This window comes from Leyella lascolaii (genome assembly GCF_900079775.1).
GTDB lineage: Bacteria > Bacteroidota > Bacteroidia > Bacteroidales > Bacteroidaceae > Prevotella > Prevotella lascolaii.
The window spans coordinates 16,196-42,781 of the sequence record NZ_LT556036.1 but is presented as its reverse complement, the minus strand read 5'-3'; the positions used below and the strand labels follow the sequence as shown (position 1 = coordinate 42,781).

The following is a 26,586-nucleotide window of genomic DNA, read 5'->3' as shown; positions in this document are numbered from 1 at the left end:
CCCGACAAGGCATATTTGCTTACGCAAACTTACACAAAAAATTCGAAAAAAAGAACATTTGAAGGAAAGTTTATGCATCCTGTCCAAGCATGAGCCGCACCGCCACATGTCACAGGCGGATGCACACCATCACACCCTCTGCCCCCACGCCTACAGAATAGCGGCTCTGCTCTCCGGTTATCAGGTCGCCGAGAAAATAGCCCGCCTCGGTGGCAAGTATGCCTATCGCCGCTCCGGCAAGCACATCGTCCCACTCATGGCGGTGCCGTCTCACACGGTCGACAGCCGTCACCGCCGCCACTCCGTAGCCCGCCACGCTTATCCACGGCGACACCTTTCCATACTCCTTATGCAGGATTGTGGCTCCGGCAAAGGCGAACGAGGTGTGTCCCGAAGGGAAAGCGTCGTCTCCGGTACCGTCAGGCCGGTTGTCCTTTATGGCTGCCTTCAGTCCCCATGTGACGCCTACGGTGATGGCACACGATGTCGCCGTGTTGACCAACAGCCTCTTCCATGAGCTTGCCCCCTCCACTCCCGACGCCTTCAGAGCGTATACCGACGCTATGGGAACAAAGCGCAGATAGTCGTCTATGCCGTCTCCGTGATAGCTCTTATGCTGCGCATGCGCCGGAAGGGCGCACATAACAAAAAGAAGAACAACAAGTTTTCTCATACCATAATAATAATATCCAAATGTCATAATAAAAATATCCCGACCCATCCTGCGCAGGAACGCATGGCATGACAGCCGCAAGCGTGGAATGACCACAGGCACTCTGCGCGCAAGGACAAACAAAAAAGGGAATGCGCCACTGCCGGCATACATTCCCATATCTGATTCGTTCTATATCTTTTTAGCCAAGACCGGTGTCACGGATTAAGAGTATCTGAGTATCTGTCCGGCACGTATGCGCATAGTCTTGCGTATTCTGTTGAGCTTGCATATCTCGTCCACAGTGATGCCATACTTCCTGGCGATGCTCTCCAGCGTCTCTCCCGACGCCACCTTATGATAAAGCACCTTGCCGCCGAACTCAGAGTCAGCCTCGCTGCTGTCTATTCCCTTCACCAGATCAGGCGTATATCCGCCGTTGCCTATCTTGCCGCGGAGGCGCGTAGCCTCACGTGATTCCTCTTCATAAGTGTCCTTGTTGTAGACATAATAGTCGCCCGTGACATCCTGCTCGCGGAAGTCGAACATGAGAGCCGGATTGAGCGCCACTCCGCAGAGGCGTGTCTCGAAGTGCAGGTGCGACCCTGTGCTACGTCCGGTGTTGCCACCCAGACCTATCGCCTCGCCCGCACGCACCATCTGGTTTTCCTTCACAAGATTCTTCGACATATGCGCGTAGGTGGTCTCCAGACCGTTGTTGTGGCGTATGACGACATAATTGCCGTATCCCCTGCGCTCATAGCTCACCACACGCACCTTGCCGCTGAACGCCGCGCGGATGGTGTCGCCTATGTAAACCTTGATGTCCAGTCCTTTGTGATTCCTGCCCCAACGCCATCCGAAGTTGCTTGTCACCACACGGCTCGGTGTCGGCATGCAGAAGTTACGCAGGTCTATGCGGTAGCGGTCTGGCATTTCGGTGGCACGGTGTGCGTAAGAGTTGTCCCAGTCGTCGTAGAGTCTGGCTGCCGGCGACTCCATTTCCTCTCTGGCAGTGATGTTCTTCAACATGATGGTGTCCACCGTCTTCATCTTCCTGTCGATGGGAGCCTGCCTTGCCAAGAGGTCCTGTCCCGATGCCTGCGTTGCCGAAAAAGCCAACAATGCGCCTATAAATAATGTCCTAACAAGTCTTTTCAAAATCTTATTTTTTTAGGTGTCCAATATCAATAGGGAACAAACGGATTATTCCTTCAAAAGGTGTATAATGGACAAAAAGTATTACATAAAACTTAAAAACACCGCAAAGATACTCGTTTTTTCTCATAACCGGTGTCTGTTTAACAGATTTTATCTATTTTTTAGCAAATGTGCTATTAATCAGACGATTATTATCAACACCTCTGTATAAACACGCACGCATGCGCGTATGGCGCGTGAGACCGCGCAGGGACGCCCTGACGTCAGCTTATCGCTCCCCAGTTGACGTTGCTGTCGCGCAGCTGCGCCAGTCTTTGCCACAGCATTCCGAACTCCGGACTCTCGCATTTCGGGTCGGCGTCTATTATCTTCTGCGCCTCGTCACGTGCCAGCTGGACGAGCTGACCGTCGCGTGCGATGTCCGCAATCTTCAGGTCGAATGCCACACCGCTCTGCTGCGTGCCCTCCAGATCGCCCGGACCGCGCAGTTTGAGGTCAGCCTCGGCTATACGGAACCCGTCGTTTGTCTGGCACATGATGTCAATGCGCTTGCGCGTCTCGGCAGACAGCTTGTATCCGGTGACGAGGATGCAGTAGCTCTGATCGGCTCCGCGCCCCACCCTTCCACGCAACTGATGGAGCTGCGAAAGCCCGAACCGCTGCGCGTCGAGTATCACCATGACCGACGCGTTGGGCACGTTCACGCCCACCTCAATGACGGTCGTGGCGACGAGAATCTGCGTCTCACCGCTCACAAACTTACGCATCTCGGCGTCCTTCTCGGCAGGTTTCATGCGTCCGTGCACCTTACTGAGCCTGCATTCGGGGAATATCTCGCACAGGGCGGTATATCCTTCCTCGAGGTTTTTGAGGTCGCTCTTCTCGCTCTCGCTTATTACGGGGAACACGAAGTAAACCTGCCGTCCCGCCTTTATCTGCTTGCGGATGCCGTCGTAAAGGCTCACGGTCTGGCTGTCATACTTGTGCATGGTGCGCACAGGCTTGCGTCCGGGCGGCAGTTCGTCGATGACGCTCACGTCGAGATCGCCGTATATGGTCATGGCGAGGGTACGCGGGATGGGCGTGGCGGTCATCACGAGAATGTGGGGAGGATTGTCGCTCTTGCTCCAAAGGCGTGCGCGCTGCGCCACACCGAACCGGTGCTGCTCGTCGATGACGGCGAGTCCGAGGCAGGAGAAGCGCACGGTGTCCTCCACCACGGCGTGAGTGCCTACGAGGATATTCACCTTTCCGGCAAGGAGGTCGTCGAGCACCATGCGGCGTCGGCGTCCCTTGACGGTGCCGGTGAGCAGCTCCACCCTCACGTCCATGTCGCCGAGGAAGTTGCGTATCGTGTCGAAATGCTGCTCTGCCAGTATCTCAGTGGGAGCCATGATGCACGCCTGATAACCGTTGCCCACGGCTATGAGCATCGCCATGAGCGCCACAAGTGTCTTGCCCGAGCCCACGTCGCCCTGCAGCAGGCGGTTCATCTGCTCACCGGAACGCATGTCGTCGTGTATCTCATGCATCACCCTCTTCTGCGCTCCGGTAAGCGGGAATGGCAGACGGTCGTGGAAGAACGTGTGCAGCAGGTCGCCTGCGCGCCTCAGCACATAGCCCCTGTAGTGGCGGCGGCGGTCGCTCACGTAGCGCACGATGTTGAGCTGGACATAGAAGAGCTCCTCAAACTTGAGCCGCTGTCGTGCCCGCTGCATCTCCTCGGTGTTGCGCGGATAGTGTATGGCGCGCATAGCCGTGTCGCGCGACATGAGATGGAGCGGACCGGTGATGAACGGAGGGAGCGTCTCCTGAAGCGGACGCGGTATGAGGGTGAGCAGGGTCCTTATGGTCTTCTCCACCGCATGCGAGTTCATTCCGTTCTTCTTCATGCGCTCGGTGGTGGAATAATAGGGCTGTAGTCCCATCTGCGAGAGGTTCAGGTCTGAAGCCTTGTCGATGTCGGGATGGGCAAACTGGTATCGTCCGTTGAACACGGTGGGGCGTCCGAAGACTACGTATTCCTCGTTTATCTTGTACTGCTGATAGAGATATTGTCCGCCTCTGAACCACACAATGTCCACCATCCCGGTGCCGTCGGTGAAGTGTGCCACGATGCGCTTCTGCCTCACTCCCGTGGCAAACTCCTCAAAACTGACTATGCGCCCCATTATCTGCACGAAGGGCATGTCGCCCGTCAGCTCGCGTATGCTGTACACACGGCTGCGGTCGATGTACTTGTAGGGGAAGTACTCAAGCAGCTGCCCCCACGTCGTGATGTTCAGATCCTTTGCCAGAATGTCCCTTCTTCTCGGACCGACACCCGGCAGATACTTTATGTCCTGGTCGAAAACTTCGCTCACGGGCAGACTTTTAATAATGACTCGGCTATGATAAGGTCGGACGGAGTGGTGATTTTGATGTTCTCACGGTTGCCGTCCACCATCGCCACACCATGTCCGGACGCCTCTATGACAGACGCGTCGTCGGTGAACGACGGAGAGTAAGGACGGTCGAAGGCACGGCGTGCGAGGGCTATGTCGAACACCTGCGGTGTCTGCACCACACGGTAGGAGTCGCGCCGCACGTTGTGTCCGCCGCCGTCAGCACCGACAAGGCGCAGCGTGTCGGTGACGGGCACGACGGGAATGGCTGCCCCATGCTCACGCGCGGCGGCATAGCAGCGGTGTATCACCTCCTCCGACACGAACGGGCGCACACCGTCGTGTATGCCCACAAGCCCGTCGGCGTCAGCCGGTATGGCAAGAAGTCCGTTGCGCGACGATGCGAAGCGGGTGTCGCCCCCGGCTGTGACAGTGTGCTCCACATCGAACGAATGGTGACGGCAGAGGCTGTCCCAATAGTCGTGCTGGCTCTCGGGAAGCACAAGGATGATGCCCGCCCGAGGCATCGCTCCGGCAAAACGGCTTATGGTGCGCATAAGCACCGGCACGCCGCCGAGCGGGAGAAACTGTTTGGGCACGTCGCTGCCCATGCGCAGACCCTTTCCGCCTGCCACTATTATGACGTAATCCATCGTTTCAGTTTTTTTACAGCCAAGATGTTAAAACCATTCATCTGCCTGACAGCAGGACAGTCCATGCCGTGCCGTCAGGCGTAAAGTGCGGACATTTAACGCCAGAAGAAGCCCATGCCTTCAGCCACCTCGCGCGACTTCTCCGCGCCTTCCAGCATCTCCAGAAGCCTGTAGGCGTAGGGCAGCGTTGCTGCAGGTCCCTTGCCGGTGACGATGTTTCCGTCCACGGTTACAAGCTCAGAGGTGTACTCCGCGCCCTCAAGATACTTGTCGAACCCTGGATAGCATGTGGCGCGGCGGGCTTTGAGCAGCCCCATGCGTCCGAGAACCATGGGCGCGGCACATATCGCTCCGATGAGCTTTCCGGCACTGTTGTGAGCTGCAAGCACAGTGTGCAGACCCTCATGCATGTCGAGAGTAGCCGAGCCGGGCATTCCGCCGGGAAGCATAAGCAGGTCGGCGTCGGAAAAATCAGCGTCCTCAAACAGCATGTCAGCCTTTACCGTGACACCGTGGGAAGTGCTTACCATCTCAGAGCCTGTGACGCTCACCGTCTTCACATCCACTCCTCCGCGACGCAGAACGTCCACCGGACCCATGCCTTCGACCTCCTCGAAGCCGTCGGCAAGAAACTCATATACTTTTGCCATTGTCTCTTTTATTGGTTATGTTCAATTGCAAACTTACACATTTTTTTTGAAATTACGGTATGGCGGATATTTAAAAGAAACAAAATAAGACCACGGCTGACATTACGGACTGCCTGTAATGAGCACCCGGGCGGCGCAAACAACCGCATCGCTATAACTCAAACGAAGCCGCCCATTGAAAAGATTATGACACTATACGGATGACGACTGTAGGCTGACGTGTGATAAAAACAGTATTCCGAAGGATTGCCGAGTACACCATATAATAACAAACGCCACACACTGAAGGGACATGCATAACCGCGCAATGTGTCTACTGTCGCGGAATATTCGAACAACGACATCCTCACGAGAACCGTTTATTTGCAGGCGGAAAGCTGTCAGGCGGCAAATACGCGGATTTTCGGCATTTCAGATAATATGCTGTGACACAGCCGATTGCACAAAACAACATGGAAACAATCATTTTTCGGAGCCGCGAAACGGGCTTTATCGCAACGCGAAAGAGGCTTTTCCGCATCACGGAAAAGGCTTTACGGCAGTACACAAGAGCCTTTCTGGCACGGAGAAAAAGTCAATCGGGAAGAACGGGAGAGCCGGAATAGGAGGGAAATACCAACTGTATAGTATAAAAGAACAGCGGAAACGGTGGCACGGCATGCCCGGACGGCTGATGCGTAGAGTGCTGGGGCGGCACCTCGCTCACAGATTGCAAAAAGCCGATGTAAAGATTTTTTACTGCCCTGTCTTACGGATGTGCGGAGCGGCGGAAGGTGCAGGGAGACGCCGGTGATGCCGGTTCACCTGCCGTCGAGGGCGAAGAAACGCCACAGCGGAGCCGCCATGAGCGACTGCATGAACTCGCCCCGGCAGAGCATGTCGTATACGCGGCTGCGCTCCATACAGTATACCTCGACGTCCTCTGTCGCGTCGAGATGCTGCGTATCGGTCTTCGTGACTCCCCGCGCCACGAAACAACGGGTGATGTTGGTGTTTGTCGAGGCATTGGCAGAGAGCTGCATGAGCTCGTGCCACTCTCCTCCGGTATATCCGGTTTCCTCAAACAGCTCGCGACGGGCGGACTCCTCAGGCGTCTCACCCTTCTCGCACACACCGGCACACAGCTCGAACGACGTGCGCCCGAGTCCGTGGCGATACTGTCTCACGAGCACGAAGCGGTCGTCGGGGGTGATGGCTATGACGTTGACCCAGTCGGGATACTCAAGCACATAATACTCATCGTTCACTCTGCCGTCGGGCAGTCTCACCTTGTCGCGGCGTGCCGTGAGCCACGGTCTGCGGATGATGTACTCGCTGTGGAGCACGTCCCATTTCATGTCTTTCATATTGTGATGTGTCTGTTTTTTGTATACTTATATGCCGCATGTGCCTGAATACAGTCGGGCGAGTGCCTTCTGATGTCACTGCGGGGGCGCGACCGGCAGGGCGTTCCGGCTCAACTGCGCTTTCTGAGACAGCGTATCGCGCTGTCAGCCAAGACGAACAGCAATGTGACAAGAAGCGACTCGACGGCGTTGACAAGCAGATTGAGGTCTTTCCATTCCTCGTAAGGCACTATCCGGCGTACCGCTCCGTTGACCGCCATGACAAGAATGAATACGATAAAATAGCGCGCCAGACGACGCTTTAAGGCAGGTTTCATTTGCATAAGTAGCTGTTCAAAATTAACCGATATTATAAAATTACTAATATGTTATATATCTTTGCCATCATCCTGTGCGCTGTTCAGGGCTTCATCCCAAAGTCTCATCGGTCGTGTAGCCCGCTACACTCCCTCTTCGGACTTTGGAATGCAGCTCCAGAACAGTACACAATATGATGGCAATTAATTTAGAACATCTACTTAAAAAAGATTATCTTACAGCATAAGACAATGTTATTATACTGCGGATGACACATTGCGGCTCAGCGCGAAGGACGCCGCGGAAGGCTCTCTGCGGACCGACGGCATGGCAGGACGAAGGAGTCAGTCGAGCTCAACGTGGCTCACGCTCACCTTCTCGTGCAGGAATATCTGCGCGTTTTCCCTGAACTTGTCCTCGCTCTCGGTGGTGAAATAGCGGCAGGTTCCGCCCTGCGTTATGTTCGCGGCGATGTCGCGGTGACGCTCCAGATAGTTGCTGAGACTCTCCGCCACATAATGTCCCTGCGGCACGATGCGCACACCGTCGGGCACATTCTTCACTATGCTGTTCATAAGGAGCGGATAGTGGGTGCAGCCGAGCACGATGGTGTCGATGAGAGGGTCGGTACGCATGAGCTGGTCGATGCGTTTCTTCACGAAATAGTCGGCTCCGGGACTGTCCGCCTCGTTTGCCTCCACGATGGCAGCCCACAACGGACATGCCACACCGGACACTGTGATGTCGGGGAACAGCTTGCCTATCTCGAGCGAATAGCTCCTGCTCCGCACGGTGCCTTCGGTGGCGAGGATGCCCACATGACGGCTTCGCGTGAGGCTTCCGATGTTCTCCGCCGTCGGACGGATGATGCCGAGCACGCGCCGTTTTGGGTCAAGCTCAGGCAGATCGCGCTGCTGTATGGTGCGCAAAGCCTTTGCCGAGGCGGTGTTGCAGCCGAGTATCACAAGATGGCATCCCATGGAGAAGAGCTTTATCACCGCCTGACGGGTGAACTGATAAACCACTTCGAACGAGCGCGAACCGTAAGGCGCGCGCGCATTGTCGCCCAGATACATGTAGTCGTATGCCGGAAGGAGCTGGCGGATGCCATGGAGTACGGTGAGCCCTCCGTACCCTGAGTCGAACACCCCGATGGGTCCCGGGGCTGATGGAAAGATGTTTTCGTGCCGCATCATCAGTGTATGTTCAGTGCCGTTCTGAGCAAAGGAGCGATGTTCTCGCCGCAAGTGGCGTCGAGATAAGGGCATGCGTCTCCGTCGGTATTGAGCACAAAGGCATACCCGCGCTCACGTCCTATGCGACGCACTGCCTCGAATATCCTCTCACGCAGGGGTGCGTAAGCGTCCTTGCGTGCCTCGTCGAGCAGCCGGACAGCCTCTTTCTTGAAAGCGACGTTCTTTTCCATTATCTCCTGAAGCTCCGTCTGACGCTTGGACAGAATGGAAGGTATCAGGTCGCGCTGCGTCTCGAGAAACTCCTCATACTTGGCGTTGAACTCATCCTCGGCACGTTTCATCTCCTCGTCGTACTTGGCACGCAGGTCAGCGAGGTTTTTCTGAGCCACCGCATACTCCGGCATGGCAGTGAAAACTGAGTCAAGACTGAAATAGCCATACCTCAGTGACTGTGCCCGGGAAGTGCATACCATGACTGAAAACATTAACAGAAAGAACAGCTTTTTCATAATATTCAGAAAAGATAAAAACTGTGCCATGACAATGATGGCACAGTATGGTTGGTTGTTGATTATGTGTTGCTTACTTCATCTTGTTAAGCTCTGCCTTCACCTCTGCGGTAACGTCCTTGCTGAGCGTGTCGCTTACATAAGGTATTCCGGCTGAGAGGTCCATGATGTAGACGTAACCGCCAGCCTTGCCGACAGCCTTTATGGCATCGAGAAGCTTTGTGGTGATGGGCTGCATCTTCTCCTGCTGTGCCTTCTGGAATGCCTCCGAGTTGTCCTGATAAGCCTGCTGGATCTTCTGCTGAAGGGTCATGAGCTCTGTCTCTGTCTCCTTCTGCTTTGTCTCATTCATGGTAGACTTGTTCTTGTCGTACTCGGCAGCCTTGCGCTGCAGTTCGTCCTGCATGGCTTTGAGGTCGTTCTCATACTGCTTTGCAGTTGCCTCGAGCTCACCGCGCACCTTTATCAGCTCGGGCATGGACGACATTATCTCCTGCGTGTTAAGGTGACCGAACTTCGGTGTCTGTGCGAATGCTGCCAGCGGGGCAAACATGATCAACATTAAAATAAGCTTTTTCATTTTCTTTTTTTGTTTATTGTGTTATTTGTTCTGTTTGTTTATACTTGACTGTGCGGTGTCTGCCGCATTGCGCGTCAGTTGGAGTAGCCCAGCTTCTCGAGCACCTCGTTGCTGATGTCTATCTTCGGCGAGCCGAATATGATGCCCGTGTCGCTGGCACGGTCGAGCACGAGCGAATAGCCGCGCAGCTCGGATATCTCCTTCACGGCGTTGTATATCTCGTCCTGTATGGGGGTCATGAGGCTCTCGCGCTTCTTGAACAGCTCTCCTTCGGGGCCGAAATACTTGCGCTTAAGCTCACCCGCCTCCTTCTCCTTATTCATTATCGCCTCCTGACGTTCCTTCTTCTGCTCCTGAGAGAGGAACACTACCTCGTTCTGGTAGTTCTTATACATTGTGGACGCCTCGTTGCTTATGGCATCCACCTCCGCCTGCCACTTCTTCGAAACCTGGTTGAGCTGTTCGTTGGCACGTTCGTAGGCAGGGATGTTGTTCAGTATATATTCCATGTCGAGCAAGGCAAACTTCTGTGCCCCGGCGGTCATGGCTGTCATCGCCAATACGGCAATTATAAGTATCTTCTTCATAATATGTCCTCCTTGTTTTATTGTTAATGACATCTGCGTGATGTTCCGTCCGTCAGAATTCCTGTCCGAGAATGAAGTGGAAATTGCTTCCGCCCTTCACTCCGAACACCTTGTCGAAACCGTATGCCCAGTCGATACCCATCATGCCGACCATCGGAAGGAAGATGCGGACACCTATACCGGCAGAACGTTTCATGTCGAACGGATTGAACTTCTTGGTGTCGTTCCATGCGTTTCCAGCCTCAAGGAACGTCAGACCGTATATCGTTGTGTTGCCGAGCAGGAACGGATAGCGAAGCTCGAGAGTCATGCGGTCGTAGGCATATCCCTCATATCCGTAAGGCGTAAGCGAGCCGTTCTCGTATCCGCGCAGTCCTATCGTTTCCTCGGCATAGCCGGTGGAGTAGCCTGTCATACCGTCACCACCCATGTAGTAGGTCTCGAACGGTGACTTCTTGTACTTGTTGTAGCTGCCGAGCAAGCCGAACTCAACTCGCGTCATGAGCACGAAGCACTTGTTGCCGCCCGAAAGCGCGGTGAAGGTTCTTGCCTTCAGCTTCCACTTGTGATACTCTATCCAGCGGTATTTCTCCTGCTGCTCGCGGTCGAAATTGGGCGACTGGGAGTTTGTGGCGAGGTTCTTGTAGTCTTTGTTGTCCCACGCCGACCATGGCGGAGTGAGCGACAGCGACAAGAGGAACTCCGAACCGCGCCTCGGGAAAAGCTGGCTGTCGGTGGAGACACGGCTGAGCGACACGGTGAAGTTGAGGTTGTTGGAGTTTCCGTTGGTAAGAAGGAAGTAACTCCAGTTCTTCAGCATGTAGCGCGTATAGGCGAGCTGCAGCGACAGAGTGAAGTAATCGTCCGGCCAGCGGAGCTGCTTGCCCCATCCTATCGAGGCTCCGAAGAGCTGCACATACTTGTCCGGGTCGTAATAGTTCTCGTAGTTGTTGTATATGCTGCTGCCGTATCCGTACAGATAATTGTAGTAGTTATTGAAATAAGCGCTGTTGTAATAGTTGCTCGACACGTCTGTCTGCTTTGAGAAGAACACACCTACGTTGAACTGGATAGGTCTCTTTCCGCCGAACCAATTGGTGGAATAGTTCACGTTGTAAGACTGGTAGTAAGTACCGTTTGTCTGTGCTCCGAAGGAGAGAACCTCTCCGTCGCCTATCGGCATGATGCCCCGGTGCTCACGGTTCTTGTTGAAGAGGTTGCGCATGGAGAAGTTGGTGAGCTTCACTCCCACACGTCCTATCACACCGGTCTGTCCCCATCCGAGCGAGAACTCGACCTGGTCGTTGGTCTTCTGCTCCAGATTCCAGTTGATGTCAACGGTTCCGTCGTCCTCGTTAGGAACTGGTTCAGGATTTATTTTTTCCTCATTGAAATGTCCCATTGCCGCAATCTCACGCATCGAACGCATCAGTGACTCCTTCGAGAAGAGGTCGCCCGGCTTCGTTCTTAGCTCGCGGCGCACCACGTTCTCATACAGACGGTCGTTTCCGTTGATACGTACGCGGCTCACACGAGCCTGCTGTCTTTCTATGATACGCATCTCAAGGTCGATTGAGTCGCCGTCGATATTGATTTCGGCAGGAGTGAGCTCATAGAAGATATAGCCGTTGTTCCAGTACAGGTTGCCCACTGCGTCCTCGTCTTCATTAAGCCGCTTGTTCATGAGCTTCTGATTATAGACGTCGCCTTTCTTCATACCGAACACCTTGGCAAGCAGGTCTGAAGGATAGACGGTGTTTCCCACCCACGTGATATTGCGCAGATAGTACTTCTGTCCTTCCTCTACCTTCACATAAACATTGACGTGCCGGTCGTCGACATTCCATACACTGTCCTTCAGTATCACCGCATCGCGGTATCCGTTCTCGTTATACTTTTCGATGAGACGCTGCTTGTCAGCCTTCCATCGTTCCGGAGTGAACTTCTTTGACTTAAGGAATGTGGACAGCTTTCCTGCCTCATGGGTTTTCGAGAAAGCTCCTTTGCGGAACAGTCCGCCTTTTATCTTGCTGTCGGAGAAGGCTTTGTTGCCGTCAATAATGATGCTCCTTACCTTCATCTTCTGCTTTTTGTCTATTATGACATCAAGTATAACCTGATTCTTGTTTGTCACATCCGGACGCTCGATGATGTTTATCTCAGCGTTCTTGAAGCCTTTCTCGTCGAAGTAACCCTTTGCGATGAGCTTGGCACGGTCAAGGGTGTTAGGCGTCACCTGAAGTCCCTTGAGCAGTCCGAGTTTCTCTTCCATGTCGGAACGCTCCGACTTCTTGATGCCGATATAGTTCACCTCAGACACCCGGGGGTTGGCACGCAGCCTGATGTTAAGGTACGCCTTGTCGGCGACAAGCGAGTCGACAACAATCGAAACATCAGAGAAAAGCCTGTAATTCCAGTATTTCTTGACAGCCTCGGTGAGTTCGTTGCCCGGCAGGGAGATAGTCTGTCCGACTGAAAGACCGGATATTCCGGTGAGCATATAGTCCTCGTAACCGTCAACTCCAGACACCGTTATTCCGCCGATGGTAACAGTCCTCGGTGTGCCGGCATAGGAAATGTCGGGATAAACTATCTTGTCCTGTGCGCTGGCACATACGCTCCAGACGAGCGTTGCCACGGCAATCAACAGCTTTCTTACATTCATAGTCGCTTAATATAATCTTTCATCAAGAGCAGGAACAGTGCTTTCCCTATTCCGTTTCACCGGGATATGTCCGCCGTTCCACGTTTATTATCATTCAGTTTTTATATTTCCTTATACACAACAAGCCTGCATGCCTTCATGCATGCCTGTCTTCCGCCGTCAGCGGCAGTCGCCGTCCTCCACCTGCTCGCCTGTCTTTCCGAACCGGCGCTGGCGTCCCTGATAGCTTATTATAGCCTTGTGAAGGTCGTCCTCGCTGAAATCGGGCCAGTAGGTGTCGCAGAAGTACAGCTCGCTGTAGGCTATCTGCCACAGCAGATAATTGCTCACTCTCACCTCGCCTCCGGTTCTTATGAGCAGGTCGGGGTCCGGCATGAAGGAGGTGACAAGGTTCTCCGACACCATATCCTCGTCAATGTCGTCGGGCGAAAGAGCCTTTTCCGCCACACGCTCGGCAATGTTTCTTACAGCGCGTGTTATCTCCCAGCGTGCCGAATAGCTCAGAGCCACGACCATGGTCATCGCCGTATTGCCCGCCGTATGCTCTTCCGTCTCTGCCAGCTTGCGCCTTACCTCCTCCGGCAAGCGTCCTATATCACCGATGACACGGAACCTCACGTTGTTCTTCATGAATATCTCGTCCTCGAGTGATGACAGTACAAGCCCCATGAGAGCAGCCACTTCACCGGCAGGTCTGTTCCAGTTCTCTGTGGAGAAGGTGTAGAGCGTGAGATACCTGACGCCCAGACGCGTACACTCCGAGGTGATTCTTCTTACAGTGTCGACACCAGCCTGATGCCCGAAACTGCGCGGTTTGCCGCGTTCGGCAGCCCATCTGCCATTGCCGTCCATAATGATTGCAATGTGCCGGGGAACATTGTTTCTGTCTAAAACGTCAAGCATATAAACCAGATATTTTATTGTTAGCAATAGAGTACGCCACAGTGTGTCAGCCGTTCGTCATTCATCGTCGTTATGACAAGTGCGGCACTTAGGCATGAAACTGTATGTGAGCGTTATCTGCAATGCCGAGTAGCAGTCGGTGTTCTTGAACGGTCCGGTGCTCTTTATGCCGTAGGGGTCCTTCACACCGTCAAGTTCGTCGCTCAGCGAGAAGTGCATCGCCCATTCCAGACCGAGGTTCAGCCTTTCTCCTATTTTATATTTCACACCCACACCTAAAGGTATATTGCCCGTAAAGACATTCTTTCCGCCTCCCGAGGCGTAGGTGGCACCGATGCCTGCGAAGACAAACGGCGTTATTCTTTTTGCCCCGCGATAATCCTGTCCGGTGCCGTATGGCCAGAAGTTGTATTCGTACACCAGACTCAGATCTGCGAGTGTATTGCTGAAATCATATTGGTTCTCCCTGTAGTCGGGGTAATATGTCTGCACATCTTTGGACGAACCCTTCAGCTTGCCGTAGCTTCCGGTGAGCTTCAGACCCATATACGGATTGAATATACGGCGCAGCACGAGCGACGCCATCGGCTGCATGTTCTTAAGGATACTGCCGTTAAAGTCGCCTTCATAAGACATCATGCCCACTCCCGCACCTATTTCCATGCGATACTGGTCGTCGGTCTGTGCGCCGGCAAAGACCGAGCAGGCTGTCAGGATGATCGTTATGAAGGCCTTTCTCATTTCATATCATTCGATGAACATGTTCTCTTCCTTTATCCACCCGAGTCTGTTGGTGCGTCCGCGCCACACCTGTCCGCTTCCTCCGCAGACCAGCCAGATGTAGCTGTTCTTATCTACGGTGATGGCAAAAGAGCCGGGTGACACCTTTATTCCGCCCGGAACAGTCACCACGGAGTCCTTGCGCCACGTTATGCCGCCGTCCGCGCTGCGGTAGAACTGGTCGAACGCACTGTGCTGCGCGCCTCCGAGGCTTTCTCCGCCCACTGCAAGTATGCAGTTGTCATAGCCCACTGTCTGTATGTTATTAAGGCGCGGAGCCTTGTACTTGTTGTCTGAAGAGACGTCATAGTATGTCCACGGCTGGTTCTCGCTGTAGTCCGCGCCCTCGTCAACCTTACCCCATACCATGGAAACCGTGTCGTCCGGGTGCTCCGCAACGCTGCGGTTGCCCACAAGAACCACCCTGTCAGTAGACTTGTTTGTGGGCATCGGCGAGCACACATAGGTAATGTCCGTATCAGGAAGGAGGTCACCGGTGGCGTCAGTCAGGGCAAGTGTCCATGTGGCACCGTCGTCCTCCGACTCCACGAGACATCCGTCCGTGTCGTAGGCATACAGTCTGAAGCTGCTTGCCGCTACCAGTTGTCTGAGCTGAGTGCGTGCCGCAACAACCCAGGCATTGCCGTCTGAGGTCTTGAACAACGCTCCGTTGTCATAGACATACGCGCATCCGTTGCTTGTCACAACGCTCCTGTAAGCGTCAGCAGACAGCTCCGCGCCTATTTTTGACGTGATGTCTGTCCATGCCGCGCCGTCTTCCGAGGCATATACGAGAGTGTTGCTGCCATTGCTGCCAAGCACCAACAGCCGTCCGTCCAGAGCCACAGCCCTCATGCCTACGAGTCCGGCAAGGGCATTGTCGGTGGTCATCTTCTTCCACACGAAGTCCTCCGCGTTCTCCTTATGCACGTTCACTCTCACCGTGTATTTCCTGTATGCGACTCCCGAATTGCTGTATACGTAGAAGTCGCGCGGCACTGAGAAGTCAGTAGAGTCGGTGCTGTTGAAGTATTTCAGCGAGTCGCTTGTCATGCTCTTTATTCCCACATATCCCGCTTTCTTTGAGCCTATGGAGCACAACACCTTCTTTGCGTCGACGCCCAAAGGCAGAGAATCGGGATTGTATATCTCACATTTGACCTGATCTATATAGAATTTGTGACCGCTGTAATCCACGGATTTCCTGTATGTACTGTCTTTCCCTTGCGATGATTTGGTGTGAAAAACCTGATTGAGTTTTCCCAATGTGAACGATGTTATCGCGGTATCGTCCGAATAGACGAAGTCGTTGTCGTCGTTAAGACATGATGCCAGCGACAGTATTCCGCAGACAACAACCATCAAAGGTATCAGTTTTATTTTCATTTTTACACTCGAACTACTTTTAATTTTTAGCTGCAAATTTAATCAGAATTCTGCAAATAGAACCTATTTTTAATGCTTTATTGTGTTATTTAGCTGTTAAAGCCATGTTTTTTAAGTTTGTTTAGTGATTAGCCTGTGCCCCTGTGATTTTTTTAGCATTTGGCGGAAGCGTGGCGTCAAAGCGCGTTCCGGAAGCATATAATATATAATAAGGTGTGGTTCATCGTCACATGCGACAAAAGAAAAAGGCGGCTCCCGATGTGGAAACCGCCTCCGTTTATGTGTTCAAGAAAAATTCTTAGAGTTTCGGACCTGCAGCTACGAGAGCCTTGCCAGCCTCATTGCCTTCGTACTTGGCGAAGTTCTTGATGAAGCGTGCAGCCAGATCCTTTGCCTTCTCCTCCCACTTGCAAGCGCAGTCGTATGTGTCGCGCGGGTCGAGAATCTTCGGGTCAACGCCCGGGAGCTCTGTCGGAACCTCGAAGTTGAACATAGGTATGGTCTTCGTAGGTGCTGTGTTGATAGAGCCGTTGAGGATTGCGTCGATGATGCCACGTGTATCCTTGATAGAGATACGCTTGCCAGTGCCGTTCCATCCTGTGTTTACGAGGTAAGCCTTGGCACCGCTCTTCTCCATCTTCTTAACCAGTTCCTCAGCATACTTTGTAGGATGCAGCTCGAGGAATGCCTGACCGAAGCAAGCCGAGAATGTAGGAGTAGGCTCTGTGATGCCGCGCTCTGTACCGGCGAGCTTTGCTGTGAAGCCTGACAGGAAGTAGTACTTTGTCTGCTCCGGAGTAAGTATTGATACAGGAGGCAGCACGCCGAACGCGTCGGCAGAGAGGAAGATGACCTGCTTTGCAGCCGGAGCGTGGCTTACAGGACGCACGATGTTGTCGATGTGATAGATAGGATAAGACACGCGGGTGTTCTCTGTGGTGCTCTTGTCTGTGAAGTCTATCTTGCCGTTAGCGTCCACTGTGACGTTCTCAAGGAGTGCGTCGCGACGGATAGCGTTGTAGATGTCCGGCTCGCTTTCCTTGTCCAGGTTGATTACCTTAGCGTAGCAGCCACCCTCGAAGTTGAACACTCCGTTGTCGTCCCAGCCGTGCTCGTCGTCACCGATGAGCAGACGCTTCGGGTCGGTAGACAGAGTTGTCTTGCCCGTACCGGACAGACCGAAGAAGATGGCGGTGTTCTCACCGTTCTTGTCGCAGTTTGCAGAGCAGTGCATAGATGCGATGCCCTTCAGCGGCAGGAAGTAGTTCATCATTGAGAACATACCCTTCTTCATCTCACCGCCGTACCATGTGTTGATGATAACCTGCTCTTTTGATGTCACGTTGAATACAACAGCTGTCTCTGAGTTGAAGCCGAGCTCTTTCCAGTTCTCAACCTTTGCCTTTGAAGCGTTGTATACGATGAAGTCCGGCTCGAACTCCTCGAGTTCCTCTTCTGTCGGACGGATGAACATGTTCTTCACGAAGTGAGCCTGCCATGCCACCTCCATGATGAAGCGTACAGCCATGCGTGTGTCCTTGTTGGCACCGCAGAAACCGTCTATTACGTACAGTTTCTTGTTGGAAAGCTCTTTCTTTGCTATTTCCTTAACGGCAGCCCATGCCTCCTGAGAAGCCGGCTTGTTGTCGTTCTTATATTCGTCTGATGTCCACCAAACCGTGTCCTTGGAGTTCTCATCCATAACGATGAACTTGTCCTTAGGAGAACGGCCCGTGTAGATACCTGTCATTACGTTTACTGCTCCGAGCTCAGTCACCTGACCCTTGTCGTAACCTGTGAGGTCGCTTTTTGTCTCCTCTTCGAAAAGAACTTCGTAAGAAGGGTTGTGGAGGACCTCAGTTGTACCTGTGATTCCGTACTTCTCTAAAACTGACTTATCAAATTTTGCCATTTCAATAAATATTTAGATGTGAATAAATCTTCTGTTCCGTTCTTGTCAAGAAAGCCTTGCTCTTGCAAAACCGAGGCAAAGTTATGAAAAAAGAAATAAAACAACAAACTTAATTATCACAAAAAAGGGCACTATAAATCTTTTTATGTTAAAGAACAAAAAAATTTTACCGGCATTGTCTTAATTGCAATTTGGAGTTGGCAAACTACAAAAGTTTTTCCCTAAATTTGCACGCCGGAACCGTCTGTGCGGCATCATCTGCCTGTCAACACGGAGCCACAGGCGGCGCATATACGCCTCATCCTCCGCAAGATGGAGGCTGCGCGCTGCCGTCAGACAATAAAAAACAAACTTAAACATCATGAAAATAACAGACTTCAGTCGGACAAACTCCATCATCAACCAGTATATGTCCGAGATGCGCGACAAGGATTACCAGCACAACCGGCTGCTTTTCCGAAACAACATCATGCGCATAGGCGAGCTCGAGGCATACGAGATAAGCAAGACGCTGAGCTATGAGGAGCGCGAGGTGCGCACACCGCTGGGCACCGCAATGGTAAGCGTTCCGGCAGACAAGGTGGTGCTTGCCACCATCTTCAGGGCGGGACTGCCGTTCCACAGCGGGTTCCTCAACATATTCGACCATGCAGGCAACGCCTTCGTGAGCGCATACCGGGAGTACACCGACCGCTCACACACCGACGTGAGCATACACGTGGAGTATCTCGCAACGCCCGACATAGACGGCAAGACGCTCATCATAGCCGACCCGATGCTTGCCACCGGAGGCTCGATGGAGCTTGCCTACAAGGCTCTGCTCACGAAAGGCACGCCCAAGAACGTGCATGTGGCATGCGTGATAGCCGCGCCGGAGGGCATCGACCACATCAGGAAGACGTTCCCCGACGACCGCACCACGATATGGTGCGCGGCAATCGACCCGGGGCTTAACGAGCACAAATACATCGTACCGGGCTTCGGCGACGCGGGCGACCTGTGCTACGGCGAGAAAATATGATGCCCGGAAACAGGCGGAAGAGCACAGCGCGTCTGTCAAAAAAAACTACAGTCATTCGTCCTCACAGGCAGCCTGCACGCTGACGGGACGGACGGCGGGCGCAAATACGGAGAAAATGGCGTCGCCAGCAACTCTCTGACAGTCAGCCGCTTTGCGGATATAAGGATACGGAACAGCCTCTCATACGGTACGGAACACACCGTTTCGCGCCGCAGGAGAGGCTTTTTCATGCTCCGGAAAAGCACGTTCCGCGTCACGGAAAAGCCCGTATCGGCACACGGAACGGCACATATGGCAGCCGGAAGGCACGCTGACGGCTCCCCCGACACCCCGAAGAAGCCACTCCGGCATGCCCTACGCGCACAGAACGAGGGCGTGAGCCGCACCGCATTTGTCAAAATATATTACCGTCACACCGCCCCTCCCCTTCCCCGGATTTTCTCTCCGCGCGCGCCCATTCTTTAGCGGCAAATATTTGGAGGTTATTCTAATTATGCGTATATTTGCACTATATAGTATTCGGCACGGCATTGCCAAAGACGGGAAAACATGTAAGTTCCTCTCTGACGCAGTAACGGTCTTCCACTATATTTGTTTTTTAAAACAACAAGAATGGCGTCAGATAAACTAAGATTTGCTATATTCGGAAACACTTTTCAGAGCAAGAAGTCGGCATCAATACACAAAGTCATCTCGCATCTGGAACGTCACGGCGCGCGCATACTCATCGACCGCCCGTTCTGCGACTTCCTCATGCGCTACGGACAGATGCCCTCCGCATCGCCCGAGGTGTTCGACGACGACCGCTTTGAAGCCGACTTCGCCATATCTATGGGCGGCGACGGCACGTTCCTGAAGACGGCGGTGAGGGTAGGAATGAAGAACATCCCCATCCTGGGCGTCAACACCGGCAGGCTGGGATTCCTCGCCGACGTCATGCCCGACGAGTTCGGCACGGCCCTGAATGCCATCTACGACGGTCTGTACACCACCGAGAGCCACACCGCCCTCATGGTAAGCACGGGCACGAGACAGCTCCGCAACGAGCCGTTCGCGCTCAACGACATAGCCGTACTCAAGCGCGACAACGCGTCGATGATAAGCATACGCACGTGCATAGACGGCGAACCGCTCGTCACCTATCAGGCGGACGGACTCATAGTGTCGACCCCCACCGGCTCGACAGCCTACTCGCTGTCGAACGGAGGACCCATCATCGTGCCGCGCACCAACACGGTGTGCCTCACGCCGGTGGCTCCGCACAGCCTCAACGTGCGCCCCATAGTGATAAGCGGAGACAGCACCGTGACGCTGAGCGTGGAGTCGCGCTCGCACAACTTCCTGCTTGCCGTCGACGGACGGAGCGAGACCCTCACCGAGGGCACGTCCATAACAATAGAGAAGGCACCCTTCGTCACTAACATAGTGAAGCGTCCAGGGCACAACTACTTCGCGTCGCTGCGCGAGAAGATGATGTGGGGCGCGGACAAACGGAAGGACTGACACATCACCGCAACACGCCACGGCGGGCACGGCAGCGGCACACCGGGAGGCGAAAACAATCTCACCAGATGAAAATCAGACAGATACTCAAGATACCGGACACGCAATACACCGCAGCGCGGATAATGAAATGGCTGTGGGGACAGTGGCGAGGCAACAGGCTGCAGGCGGTGCTCAACGCCGCCACAGGCATAGCGCAGGTCATCACGAGCCTCTCGCAGGTGTGGGCGGTGAAGCATGCCATCGACGTGGCGTCGGGCTCGGCGAAAGGCTCCATATACTTCGCCGTGGGCATCATGGCGGCACTCATACTGTGCGACTTCGCACTGAACATAGCGTCGGTGTGGGTGCGCAACATTCTCGGAATAAAGGCGCAGAACCGCATGCAGCAGCGTATGCTCGACCGCATACTGCGCTCCGAGTGGCGCGGACGGGAGATGCGCCACTCCGGCGACGTGCTCAACCGGCTGGAGTTCGACGTGAACAACGTCATCAACTTCCTCACGGAGACCATCCCCAACACGCTCTCGGTCATCGTGATGTTTGTCAGCGCGTTCTTCTGCCTGTTCCTCATGGACAAGGTTCTCGCCCTTGTCATAGTGGTGCTCATACCCGTATTCCTCATCGGCAGCAAGGTGTATGTGGTCCACATGCGCCGTCTCACACGCTTCGTGCGCGATTCCGACAGCAAGGTTCAGAGCGTCCTGCAGGACACCGTGCAGCACCGCATGCTCATAAAGACACTCGAGAACGACCGCAACATGATAGACAAGCTGGAGCAGACACAGAGCGAGCTGAGGCAGAACGTGGTGAGGCGCACCTCGTGCTCGGTCATCTCAAACCTCGTGCTCAACACCGGCTTCGCCGCAGGATACCTCATCGCCTTCCTATGGGCGGCTCTGCGCATGTCGCAACAGACGCTCACCTTCGGAGGAATGACGGCGTTCCTGCAACTCGTCAACAAGATACAGACTCCCGCCCGCAGCCTCACCAGACTGGTACCTGCGTTCGTCAGCGTGCTCACTGCCGCCGAAAGACTTATGGAACTCGAGGAGAATCCGCTCGAGGAGCAGGGCGAGCCCGTCAGGATGGACGGTCCGTGCGGCATACGTCTCAACGACATCACCTATCTGTATGACGGTGGCTCGCGCAACGTTATAGAACACCTGAGCCACGACTTCGAGCCAGGCTCATGCACGGCTATACTCGGTGAGACAGGCGCAGGCAAGACAACGCTCATCAGGATAATCCTCGCGCTGCTCCATCCACAGCAGGGAACGGCAGAGATATACGACTCTTCATCATCCCACATCCTCTCGCCGCTCATGCGGTGCAACATGGTATACGTGCCGCAGGGCAACACCCTCATGAGCGGAACCATACGCGACAACCTGCTGATGGGAAAGGCTGACGCCACCGACGAGGAGATGAGGGAGGCTCTGAGAAAGAGTTGCGCGGAGTTCGTGAGCGACCTTCCCGACGGGCTCGACACCGTCTGCACCGAGCAGGGAGGCGGACTGAGCGAGGGACAGGCGCAACGCATATCCATCGCACGTGCGCTGCTGCGCGACCGTCCGGTGATGCTCTTCGACGAGGCGACGTCGGCTCTCGACAACGATACGGAGTGCCGGTTGCTGCAGAACATCATGAGCGACCGCTCTAAAACCATCATATTCATAACCCACCGTCCCGCTGTCATAAACTACTGCGACCGTACCCTGAGGGTGGAACGCATCGAACGGACATGACATACGGCTGGCAAGGCTCTTCCACCACACACTGCAACCATGACGGCACGAATGCAGTCTAACATATAAACATCCAAGAAATGTCAATCATAACTCTAAAAGACATCAACAAGACCTACCACGGCGCGCAGCCGCTCCACGTGCTCAAGGGCATAAACCTCGACATCGGGGAGGGCGAGTTCGTCTCCATCATGGGCGCGTCGGGCTCGGGCAAGTCCACACTGCTCAACATTCTCGGCATCCTCGACAACTACGACTCGGGCGAATATCTTCTTGGCGGCACTCTTATAAAAGACCTCTCGGAGAAGCGCGCAGCCGAGTACCGCAACAGGATGATAGGTTTCATCTTCCAGTCTTTCAATCTCATAGCGTTCAAATCGGCGGTGGAGAACGTCGAGCTGCCCCTTTTCTATCAGGGTGTGAGCCGCAGGAAGCGTCATGCCATGGCTATGGAATACCTCGAAAGACTCGGTCTGGCACAGTGGGCAGGGCATTATCCAAACGAACTCTCGGGAGGACAGAAGCAGCGTGTGGCAATAGCGCGCGCGCTGATAACACGTCCGCAGATAATACTTGCCGACGAACCCACCGGCGCACTCGACTCACGGACAAGCGTGGAGGTGATGGAACTGCTCAAGAAACTCAACGAAGAGGAGCACATCACCATCGTCGTGGTGACACACGAGAGCGGTGTGGCAAACGAGACAAACAAGATAATACACATCAAGGACGGACTGATAGGCAACATTGAGGACAATATCGACCACAACGCGAGCCCCTTCGGCACGTCAGGACTAATGAAATGACAGCACGACCATGCGTGACATGATAGCAGAAATACTGACCACGGCAGGGCGCAACAAACTGCGCACGGCTCTTACAGGCTTTTCCGTGGCATGGGGAATATTCATCATCATATTCCTCCTCGGAGCCGGAAACGGACTGCTTAACGCCATCATGCAGAACTCCGGACAGTTTCTGGACAACTCGATGATGGTGTTCGGCGGATACACATCGAAGCCTTACGACGGTCTGAAAGAAGGAAGGCGCATAGAACTCAACGACAACGACATCACGGCTACCGGCAATAACTTCACCGGAAACGTAGAGACGACAGGTGCCGAAATATCGCAGTCGGGGGTCAGGATAGCCTTCGGCGACGAATACGTGAGCGGCAACAGCCTATGCGGGACTTATCCCAACAAGGCTGACATCAACAAGATAAGCATGCTCTACGGACGGTTCGTCAACATGACCGACATACGAGAGCAGCGCAAGACGATAGTCCTGAGCGAGGGACAGGCAAAGGAACTCGCGCCGCACGACATACAGTCGCTCGTCGGAAAGACCGTGGACGTGGGCGGACTCGCATTCAGAGTGGCTGGCATATACAAGGATGACAACAGCCGGATGAACACCGACGCCTACACGGCATTCACCACCCTGCGTGCCATTTACAGCCGGGGCGACAAGGCGGACAGGATATTCTTCACCTTCACCGGTCTCAATACGATGGATGAAAACGAGAAGTTTGAGAGCGCATACCGCGCAGGAATAAACCGCAACCACCGTGCCGCGCCCGACGACGAGGAGGCTGTCTGGCTGTGGAACAGGTTCACGCAGAACATGCAGATGAACCAGGGAACCGACATCATACGCACCGCGCTATGGATAATAGGGCTCTTCACCCTGCTGTCGGGCGTCGTGGGAGTGTCCAACATCATGCTCATAACAGTGAAGGAGCGCACACACGAGTTCGGCATACGCAAGGCGATAGGAGCGAGCCCGTGGTCCATTCTGCGGCTGATCATAACAGAAAGCATCATCATAACAACCTTCTTCGGATACATCGGAATGGTTCTCGGCATAGCCGCGAACATGTATATGGACGCCACCATCGGCAACCGGCAGGTGGACACAGGACTGTTCCAGGCGGCGATGTTCGTCGACCCCACCGTGGGACTGGACGTATGCATACAGGCAACGCTCGTGATGATAGTGGCGGGAACGGTCGCCGGATTCGTCCCGGCACGCCGCGCGGCGCACATCAGACCCATAGAGGCGTTGCGGGCAGAGTGACACTGACCTGCGCGGAAGGGATTGTGAAAACATAAACGACACTGGGATGAAAGTAGACATAGACAGATTCAGGGAGATACTCGACACGCTCACGAGAAACAAAAGCCGCACGTTCCTCACCGGATTCGGCGTGTTCTGGGGCGTGTTCATGCTCGTCGGACTCATAGGAGGAGGCAGCGGACTGAAGGAGATGCTCTCAAACAACTTCGAGGGATTCGCCACCAACGCGGCGATAGTGTTCGCCCAGCCCACCACAAAAGCGCACAACGGACTGCGGAAGGGACGCCAATGGAACATGACTTACAAGGACGTGGACCGGCTGAAGGCTCAGGTGCCGGAGCTGGACGTAGTCACTCCGATGCTGTCGAGATGGAACGGCAACGCCACTTTCAGCGACAAGAAGATCAGTTGCACCGTGAAGGGGACACTGCCCGACTACATCCGGGTGGAGAGTCCGCAGCTTTTCTACGGCAGATACATCAACGACATGGACATAAGACAGCACCGCAAGGTGTGCGTTATAGGCAAGAAGGTGTACAAGACGCTCTTTCCGGGAGGCGGAGACCCGTGCGGACAGCTCGTCAGGATAGACTCCATATATTATAATGTGATAGGTGTCGACTATGCCGCAGGCAACATGAACATCAACGGAAGCGCCGAGGAGAGCGTCGTGGTGCCGCTTTCGCTCATGCAGCAGACATACAATCTGGGCGACAGGGTAGACCTTATATGCGCCACGGCGAAGCCGGGAACGAAGATGAACGAGCTCTCGCAGCGCATGCGCGAGGTAATAGCGAGGGCGCACAACGTGGCTCCCGACGACGAGAAAGCCGTCATGGTGTTCAACACCGAAGTGCTTTTCGGACTGCTCGACAGCCTTTTCTCAGGTGTGAACTTCCTCATATGGCTCGTCGGCATAGGCACACTGCTCGCCGGAGCGATAGGAGTCTCCAACATAATGATGGTGACAGTGCGCGAGCGCACCACCGAGATAGGCATACGGCGGGCTATCGGAGCCACCCCCACCGACATCCTTTCACAAATCATAAGCGAGAGTATCATCCTCACGGCGGTAGCCGGCATGAGCGGCATACTGTTCGTCGTGATAATCCTACAGATGCTTGAGGTGGCTAATACAAGCGACGGCATCGTCGCGGCTCACTTCCAGATAGACTTCTGGACAGCCGTAGGGGCGGTGGCGATGCTAAGTGTCCTCGGGGTGCTGGCAGGTCTCGCACCGGCAGCAAGAGCCATGAGCATAAAGCCGGTCGATGCTATGAGAGACGAGTGACGTACGGAACGCAATGCCAATACATATATCGTAAAACTAAAATACACATATTATAATATATCCGTACACATATTATTATTGTCAAAGAGAATCGTTATAACAAGCATACAAACACACTAACAGATATGAAAAAGTACTTCAAGTTCATAGTCGCGGCTGTCATCGCCTTGATATTCATAGGCACTTTCGTGTTCCTCTACGTCAAATCGCTGCCGCAGCCTGTGGCTTACAACGAGTTCACTCCCAAGAAAGCCGACATCAGAAAGACCACAGTGGTGACGGGAAAGATAGAGCCGCGCAACGAGGTGGCGATAAAGCCGCAGATCTCCGGCATCATAAGCGAACTGCTGAAGGAAGCGGGCAACACGGTGAAAGAGGGTGAGGTGATTGCCAAGGTAAAGGTGATACCGGACATGGGACAGCTCAGTTCGGCACAGTCGCGGCTGCGTCTTGCCAACATAAACGTGAAGCAGGCGCGCACAGACTACCAGCGCGAGAAGGTCCTCTACGACAAAGGACTGGTGTCGGCGGACGAGTATGACAAGATAGCCCAGGCTTACCGGCAGGCGGAGGAAGAGCTTGCCGCGGCGGAGGACAACCTCCAGGTGGTGCGCGACGGTGTGTCGAAGAGCAACGCCAGCGCAAGCTCCACACTCGTGCGCTCCACCATCACGGGCGTGATACTCGACATTCCGGTGAAGGTGGGCAACTCCGTCATCCTGTCGAACACGTTCAACGACGGTACGACAATAGCCTCCGTAGCCGACATGAACGACCTTATCTTCCGCGGCAACATCGACGAGACGGAGGTGGGACGCCTTGTCACGGGCATGCCTATGAAGCTTTCGGTGGGCGCATTGCAGGATACGAAGTTCGACGCGTCGCTCGAATACATCTCGCCGAAGGCTGTCGACAACAACGGAGCCAACCAGTTTGAGATAAAGGCAGCCGTAAAGGTGACCGGCGGCAAGAACATACGTAGCGGCTACAGTGCCAATGCCGAGATAGTGCTCGCGCAGGCAAGGAACGTGCTTACCATTCCCGAGAGCGCCATCGAGTTCGAAGGTGAGGACACATACGTGTATATCGTGAAAGGCGAAGGCGACGAAAAGACATACGAGCGTCGCAAGGTGACAACCGGACTGAGCGACGGCATCAACATCGAAATAAAGAAAGGACTTACCCTGAAAGACAGGGTAAGAGGTCCGAAGATAATAACCGACGACAAGAAAGAGCAGTAACGGCTGGACGGGAAGCCTGTCCTCACAAAGCGCGGACACGAC

Annotated in this window: 23 protein-coding genes; 7 read left to right on the top strand and 16 right to left on the bottom strand. The window is 54.2% G+C overall.

Annotated features, from left to right (window positions below):
* Nucleotides 1–109 precede the first annotated feature (109 nt).
* The 16 genes from BN4609_RS03340 to pckA all read right to left on the bottom strand — a co-directional run bounded on the left by BN4609_RS03340 (nucleotide 110) and on the right by pckA (nucleotide 17,661).
* The gene (locus BN4609_RS03340) at nucleotides 110–673 is read right to left on the bottom strand and encodes a phosphatase PAP2 family protein (protein WP_068855623.1); all 564 of its coding nucleotides are present in this window, start codon (nucleotides 671–673) and stop codon (nucleotides 110–112) included.
* Between the two features lie 204 nt (nucleotides 674–877).
* Nucleotides 878–1,813, bottom strand: a complete 936-nt coding sequence (locus tag BN4609_RS03335) for a peptidoglycan DD-metalloendopeptidase family protein (protein WP_021992593.1) — start codon at nucleotides 1,811–1,813, stop codon at nucleotides 878–880.
* A 263-nt stretch (nucleotides 1,814–2,076) separates the two neighbouring features.
* Complete coding sequence (gene recG / locus BN4609_RS03330; RefSeq protein WP_068855287.1) at nucleotides 2,077–4,176, bottom strand: ATP-dependent DNA helicase RecG; 2,100 nt, start codon at nucleotides 4,174–4,176, stop codon at nucleotides 2,077–2,079.
* On the bottom strand, nucleotides 4,173–4,850 hold the full coding sequence (locus tag BN4609_RS03325; protein ID WP_068855286.1) for a 2-C-methyl-D-erythritol 4-phosphate cytidylyltransferase: 678 nt from the start codon (nucleotides 4,848–4,850) through the stop codon (nucleotides 4,173–4,175). Before BN4609_RS03325 ends, recG begins: the two co-directional genes overlap by 4 nt.
* Nucleotides 4,851–4,945: 95 nt before the next feature.
* A complete protein-coding gene (locus BN4609_RS03320) occupies nucleotides 4,946–5,500 on the bottom strand; it encodes a DJ-1 family glyoxalase III (RefSeq protein WP_068855285.1) in 555 nt (184 codons plus the stop codon).
* 800 nt (nucleotides 5,501–6,300) lie between these two features.
* Nucleotides 6,301–6,846: an NUDIX hydrolase gene (locus BN4609_RS03315; RefSeq protein ID WP_068855284.1), complete on the bottom strand. Its 546-nt coding sequence runs from the start codon at nucleotides 6,844–6,846 to the stop codon at nucleotides 6,301–6,303.
* Between the two features lie 110 nt (nucleotides 6,847–6,956).
* Nucleotides 6,957–7,163: a hypothetical protein gene (locus BN4609_RS03310; RefSeq protein WP_068855283.1), complete on the bottom strand. Its 207-nt coding sequence runs from the start codon at nucleotides 7,161–7,163 to the stop codon at nucleotides 6,957–6,959.
* 324 nt (nucleotides 7,164–7,487) lie between these two features.
* Complete coding sequence (gene murI, locus BN4609_RS03305; protein WP_021992258.1) at nucleotides 7,488–8,339, bottom strand: glutamate racemase; 852 nt, start codon at nucleotides 8,337–8,339, stop codon at nucleotides 7,488–7,490.
* Nucleotides 8,339–8,848 carry an OmpH/Skp family outer membrane protein gene (locus BN4609_RS03300; protein ID WP_068855282.1) on the bottom strand — a complete coding sequence of 170 codons (510 nt, stop codon included), beginning with the start codon at nucleotides 8,846–8,848 and terminating at the stop codon, nucleotides 8,339–8,341. The genes murI and BN4609_RS03300 overlap by 1 nt, the downstream gene beginning before the upstream one ends.
* A gap of 73 nt (nucleotides 8,849–8,921) precedes the next feature.
* Nucleotides 8,922–9,428, bottom strand: coding sequence for an OmpH/Skp family outer membrane protein (locus BN4609_RS03295; RefSeq protein ID WP_021992256.1), 507 nt, complete (start codon nucleotides 9,426–9,428; stop codon nucleotides 8,922–8,924).
* A 74-nt stretch (nucleotides 9,429–9,502) separates the two neighbouring features.
* Nucleotides 9,503–10,015: an OmpH/Skp family outer membrane protein gene (locus BN4609_RS03290; protein ID WP_021992255.1), complete on the bottom strand. Its 513-nt coding sequence runs from the start codon at nucleotides 10,013–10,015 to the stop codon at nucleotides 9,503–9,505.
* 52 nt (nucleotides 10,016–10,067) lie between these two features.
* Nucleotides 10,068–12,680: a BamA/OMP85 family outer membrane protein gene (locus BN4609_RS03285; RefSeq protein WP_068855281.1), complete on the bottom strand. Its 2,613-nt coding sequence runs from the start codon at nucleotides 12,678–12,680 to the stop codon at nucleotides 10,068–10,070.
* A 159-nt stretch (nucleotides 12,681–12,839) separates the two neighbouring features.
* Nucleotides 12,840–13,583, bottom strand: coding sequence for an isoprenyl transferase (locus tag BN4609_RS03280; RefSeq protein WP_068855280.1), 744 nt, complete (start codon nucleotides 13,581–13,583; stop codon nucleotides 12,840–12,842).
* A 57-nt stretch (nucleotides 13,584–13,640) separates the two neighbouring features.
* Nucleotides 13,641–14,324, bottom strand: a complete 684-nt coding sequence (porG, locus tag BN4609_RS03275; protein ID WP_068855279.1) for a type IX secretion system protein PorG — start codon at nucleotides 14,322–14,324, stop codon at nucleotides 13,641–13,643.
* A 6-nt stretch (nucleotides 14,325–14,330) separates the two neighbouring features.
* On the bottom strand, nucleotides 14,331–15,749 hold the full coding sequence (locus tag BN4609_RS03270; protein WP_068855278.1) for a DUF6242 domain-containing protein: 1,419 nt from the start codon (nucleotides 15,747–15,749) through the stop codon (nucleotides 14,331–14,333).
* A 298-nt stretch (nucleotides 15,750–16,047) separates the two neighbouring features.
* Entirely contained in the window at nucleotides 16,048–17,661 is a 1,614-nt protein-coding gene (gene pckA / locus BN4609_RS03265) for a phosphoenolpyruvate carboxykinase (ATP) (protein WP_021992250.1), read from the bottom strand.
* 361 nt (nucleotides 17,662–18,022) lie between these two features.
* Between pckA and upp the strand changes: the two genes are divergently transcribed.
* From upp to BN4609_RS03225, 7 genes are all read left to right on the top strand, one after another.
* Nucleotides 18,023–18,682, top strand: coding sequence for a uracil phosphoribosyltransferase (upp, locus tag BN4609_RS03260; RefSeq protein ID WP_068855277.1), 660 nt, complete (start codon nucleotides 18,023–18,025; stop codon nucleotides 18,680–18,682).
* Between the two features lie 612 nt (nucleotides 18,683–19,294).
* Entirely contained in the window at nucleotides 19,295–20,185 is an 891-nt protein-coding gene (locus BN4609_RS03250; RefSeq protein WP_021992749.1) for an NAD kinase, read from the top strand.
* Between the two features lie 68 nt (nucleotides 20,186–20,253).
* Nucleotides 20,254–21,933 carry an ABC transporter ATP-binding protein gene (locus BN4609_RS03245; protein ID WP_068855275.1) on the top strand — a complete coding sequence of 560 codons (1,680 nt, stop codon included), beginning with the start codon at nucleotides 20,254–20,256 and terminating at the stop codon, nucleotides 21,931–21,933.
* 86 nt (nucleotides 21,934–22,019) lie between these two features.
* Entirely contained in the window at nucleotides 22,020–22,739 is a 720-nt protein-coding gene (locus BN4609_RS03240) for an ABC transporter ATP-binding protein (RefSeq protein ID WP_068855621.1), read from the top strand.
* A 10-nt stretch (nucleotides 22,740–22,749) separates the two neighbouring features.
* Nucleotides 22,750–24,012 carry an ABC transporter permease gene (locus BN4609_RS03235; RefSeq protein WP_068855274.1) on the top strand — a complete coding sequence of 421 codons (1,263 nt, stop codon included), beginning with the start codon at nucleotides 22,750–22,752 and terminating at the stop codon, nucleotides 24,010–24,012.
* A gap of 46 nt (nucleotides 24,013–24,058) precedes the next feature.
* Entirely contained in the window at nucleotides 24,059–25,303 is a 1,245-nt protein-coding gene (locus tag BN4609_RS03230) for an ABC transporter permease (protein WP_068855273.1), read from the top strand.
* A 125-nt stretch (nucleotides 25,304–25,428) separates the two neighbouring features.
* Nucleotides 25,429–26,544 (top strand): efflux RND transporter periplasmic adaptor subunit, encoded by a 1,116-nt coding sequence (locus tag BN4609_RS03225; protein ID WP_068855272.1) that lies wholly within the window; start codon nucleotides 25,429–25,431, stop codon nucleotides 26,542–26,544.
* The last annotated feature ends 42 nt before the right edge of the window (nucleotides 26,545–26,586 follow it).